This window comes from Actinomycetota bacterium, assembly GCA_005774595.1.
In the GTDB taxonomy this organism is placed as follows: domain Bacteria; phylum Actinomycetota; class Coriobacteriia; order Anaerosomatales; family D1FN1-002; genus D1FN1-002.
Window position 1 is genome coordinate 1 of sequence record VAUM01000138.1, and the last position, 4,735, is coordinate 4,735.

Consider the following 4,735-nt stretch of genomic DNA (forward strand, 5'->3'; position numbering starts at 1 on the left):
GTCCGAGATGGTCGCGGTCGCGAGCGTGCCGCTGAGGTACTGCACGCGCACGGTCTTGACGCCGTCGCCGCTCGGCAGCGAAGTCGTGACCTGCGCTGTGTACGCGATCCAGCCGCCGTACGACCCGGTGCCGGGGTCCACCGTCATCGACACCGCGTTGGTCACGGTTGCGTCCACGGTGACCGCGATGGTCGCCGTGTACGCCGCGCCTCCCGACACCACCATCGTGCCTGCGGGCGCCGTCGAACTCAGCGTGATCGTGTCGGTGACGCTGCGGACGTTGAGCGCCTCGTCGCGGTACTGGACGGTCACCGTCTTCACGCCGTCGCCGCTCGGCACGACCGTAGTCACGCTCGACGCGTACGGCATCCAAGGCCCGGAACCGACCTTCATCTCGACGGCCGAGATGTCCGTGACCGACGAGTCGACCGAGACCGTCGTCGTCCCGGTGAAGGAGTCGCCCGCGTTCAGCATCATCGTCGCGGTCGGCGCGACCGAGTCCAGCCGCACGGTCGCGGTCTTGGTCGCCTCGTAGCGTCCCGCCTGGTCGAACGACCGATACTGCACGGTCGTCGTCCCCTGCGCCGAGACCGCGAGCGTGGTGCCCGATGTCTCGGCGCCGCCGTTCACCCAGTAGTGCGTGCCGGCGAGCCCGCTGCCCGAGTCCGACGGGGTCAGCGTGACCGTCACCGACGCAGCGCTCACCCATCCGGCGGGCGCGTTGTCGGTCGTCACCGGGTCGACGGTGTCGATCTTCAGCGTGATGGTGTGCGACGTCTCCCAGTTGCCGGCGACGTCGACCGAGCGGATCCACAGGTCCCAGGTGCCGTCGCCCATCCCGAGCGGCGTCGGCTCGGTGTAGAGCATCTCGCCCGTCGGCCCGTTCACGGGGTCGAGGACCTCGTAGTACGTCTCGAAGACGCCGCTCGCGGCGTCCGAGGCGACGAGCGAGATCACGTCCGTCGTGACCCACGACGGCGCGACCGCGACGCCGCTGGTGGTGGTCGGCGGCTGGCTGTCGATCCGCACGGTCGCGGTCTTGGTGGCCTCCCAGTTGCCCGCCGTGTCGACCGCGCGGTACTCGACGGTGTTGGTGCCCTGCGCCGAGACCGTCACGCCGGCGGCGTACGTGGCGACCGCGCCGCCGTTGACGCGGTAGCGGATCCCGAGCACGCCGCTGTACGCGTCCGTCGCCGAGAGCAGCACGGTGACCGGCGAGGCGGTCTGCCATGCCGCGGGGGCGTTATCCGTGGTCACCGGCGCGCTGAAGTCGACCGTGACGGTCGCGGTCCGCGTCGACTCGCGATTGCCGGCGTTGTCGTACGACCAGAACTGCAGCGTGTTCGTACCCTCGGTCGCGACGAGCACCGGCACGGTGTAGGTCACCGCGGCGGCGCCGTTGAGCCGGTAGAGCGTGTACGCCGGCCCGCTGCCCGCGTCCGACGGCGTCAGCGTCACCCACACCGGCAGGGCCTGCCAGCCCGACGGCGCGTCGTGCGAGGTCGCGGGCGTGATGGTGTCGAGCACGATCGTGTCGGTCGTCGCGAGCGTGTGCAGCAGCGGGTCGCGGTACTCGGCGCGGAGCGTCTTGACGCCGTCGCCCGCCGGCACCTGCGTCGTCACCGAGGCCGAATACGGGAACCAGCCGCCGAAGACGCCTGTGCCGGGGTCGACCCGCATCTCGATGGGCGCGAGGTCGCTGACCGATGAGTCGACCGTCACGGTCCGGGTGCTCGTGTAGGCCGCCCCGCCGCTCACCGCCATCGTCCCGAACGGCGCCGAGGTGTCGAGGGTGATCGTGTCCTCGAGCGTGACGATCAACCCGCCGGAGTTGACGAACCGGACGTACACGGTCTTGAGGCCGTCACCCGCCGGCAGCTCCGTGGCGATCGACGACGCCGTCGCGATCCAGCTGCCGAAGACGCCGCTGCCGGGATCGACCGACATCGAGGTCGCGTTCGTGACGGTCGAGTCGACCGTGACGGCCACCGTGCCCGTGTACGAGGCGTTCCCGCTCACCACCATCGTGCCCGACGGCGCGGCCACGTCGAAGACGATGTCATCGGCAAGCGACAGCGTCCAACCGGCCGAATCGCGGTACGTCACGCTCACCGTCTTCGTGCCGTTGCCGCTCGGCACCACGGTCGTCACGGTCGACGCGTACGGGATCCACGGCCCCGAGCCGATCCTCATCTCGAGCGGTGAGATGTCCGAGATGGCCGAGTCGAGGAAGACCGTCGTGGTCGCCGTGTACAGATCGCCGTTGTTGAGCACCATCGTGCCCGTCGGGGGCGTGAGGTCGATGCGCGCGTACGCGGTCTTCGTGGCCTCGCGGTTGCCGGCCACGTCCACCGCGAAGTGCTCGATCCTGGTGGCCCCCTCGGCGGAGACCTGGAACGGCGCGGTGTACGTGGTCACGGGCCCGCCGTCGAGCGCGTAGTAGAGCGCGTACACGCCGCTCGTTGCGTCGGTAGCGCTCATCGTCACGGTCACCGGCGTGGACGGCTGCCACGTCGCGGGCACCGACGCCGTGCTGATAGGCGCGGAGAGGTCCAGACGCAGCGTGGCGGTCCTGGTCACCTCGCGGTTGCCGGCCACGTCCACCGACCAGTACTCGAGCGTGTTCGTGCCCTCGGCGCTGACGTTTACCGGCGCGGTGTAGGTCGTCACGGCGCCGGTCGTACCCCCCGAGGCGAGGCGGTAGCGCGTGGCGTAGATGCCGCTCGCCGCGTCGGTCGCGGTCAGCGTCACGTTCACGGGCGACGTCTGCCACGCCGCCGGCGCGTCCGACGTGGTCGTGGGCGCCACGCTGTCGATCGTGATCGTCGCGGTCTTCGTGGACTCGACGTTCCCGGCGTTGTCGATCGACCAGTACCGCAGGACGCTCGTGCCCTCGGCCGAGATCGTGAGCGTCGCCGTGTAGGTGGCCGCCGCGGAGCCGTTCAGGATGTAGCGCGTGCCGAGGATCCCGGAGGCGCCGGGCGCGGGATCCGTCGCGACGAGCGAGACGTTCACCGGCGTCGCCGTGGACCATCCCGACGGCACGCCGGTCGCCGTGGTGACCGGCGAGACCCAGTCGGCGAAGAACACCTGGATGCGGTTGTTGAGCGAGTCTGCCACGTAGACGCGCCCGGCAGCGTCGACCGCGAGCCCCACCGGTCCGTCAAGCTGGCCGGGCCCCGACCCGGAGGTCCCGAACTTGGTGATGAACGCGCCGGTGGTGGCGTCGAACGCCTGGACGCGATCGTTGCCGTAGTCGGCGACCAGCAGCCTGCCCTGGTAGACGACCACGCCGCGCGGGCCGTTGAAGCGGCCGTCGGCGGTGCCTGCCGCAGTGGCCCCGGCGATCGTGCGCGCCGAGCCGAGCTTGCCGCCGGAGTAGGTGAAGCGCACCACGTTGTGGTTCGTGGCACCGCTGCTCACGTAGCAGTACGTCCCGCCGGGCCCGAATGTGATGCCCCACGGCGACGTGAGCAGAGGACTGGTCTTGGCGTTCGAGTACTTCAGCGGCGTGTAGGTGTACTTCTGCACCTTGCCGCTGCCGTAGTCCGCCTCGAACAGCGCGGTGTTCGCGTACGCGAGCCCGGACGGCAGGAGCGGGTCGCCCTTGGTCCACCCGGAGTCGATCTCGTCCACGAACGCGAGCGAGGAGTTCAGCTCGAGCATCGCGTCGTGGCCCGTGTCGGCGATCCAGAGGTTGCCCGCGGTGTCGAACGCGACGTCGCGCGGACCGCTCAGGGTCGGGATCGTGGCGCCGGTGACGGTCGCCACCTTCGTCACGTACGAGTGCGCGGGGCTCGCATCGAGCGAGGTGAACTTCTGCAGTCGGTTGTTTCCCGAGTCGGCGACCCACACGTTGCCCGCCGAGTCGACCTCGACGCCGAGCGGTCCGTTGAACTGGCCGTTGGCGCTACCGAGCGTGCCCCACCCGGTCACGTAGCCGTAGCCCGTGAGCGCCTGCGCGGGGCCAACCGAGGCGACAACGCCCGCCGCGAGAGCGATCGCTCCCACGGCGAGTGTCGCCAACGTCAGGCCCGTGCGCTTCACATCGCCTCCGGACAGGCGCAGACCCGGGAGCGCTTCAGAGACGCCCTCGGCATCTACGAATGTATCGGCCGTCACAACGGCCCGCTTGAATCTTACAGATGAGTGCGCGTGCGCGAGGGACGGACTGCGGATGCGCCGCGACAAGCGGCCGCCCGCCGTGCGCGGAAGCCGCGCCTATCCGCCGAGCTTGCGGGCGAGCACCTCGTTGACGACCTGCGGGTTGCCCTGTCCGCCCATCTCGCGCATGACCTGGCCGACGAAGAACCCGATCAGGCCGGTCTTCCCGCCCCGGTACGCGTCGACCTCGTCGGGGTTCGCAGCGAGCACCGCGTCGGCGACCGCCTCGATCGCGCCGGCGTCGCTGACCTGCCGCATGCCCTTCAGCTCGACGATCGCGCCGGGCGCATCGCCGGTGGCCGCCATCTCGGAGAAGACCTCCTTGGCCTGCTTCGACGAGATGGTGCCGTCCTCGACGAGCGCGACCAGCTCGGCGACCATCGCAGGGACGAGTCGCGACTCCGTGACCGTCACGCCCTCGGCGTTCAGGTGCGCGGCGAGGTCGTTGTTCATGACGTTCGCGACCGCCTGGGCCCGCCCTGCGCCGGCGATCGTGACGGCGGCCTCGAGGAACCCCGCGAGCTCGGCATCCTCGGACAAGAGCGCCGCGTCGTGGCGCGTGATCCCGTAG

2 protein-coding genes are annotated in these 4,735 nt (G+C 70.3%); both read right to left on the minus strand.

Translation table 11 applies throughout. From position 1 onward, the window contains the following. Window positions 1-4,191 (minus strand): hypothetical protein (locus FDZ70_06490; protein TLM76531.1); only part of this gene is annotated, 4,191 nt, incomplete at its 3' end. Window positions 4,192-4,221: 30 nt separating this feature from the next. Continuing rightward, window positions 4,222-4,735 (minus strand): Asp-tRNA(Asn)/Glu-tRNA(Gln) amidotransferase GatCAB subunit B (locus FDZ70_06495; protein TLM76532.1); only part of this gene is annotated, 514 nt, incomplete at its 5' end.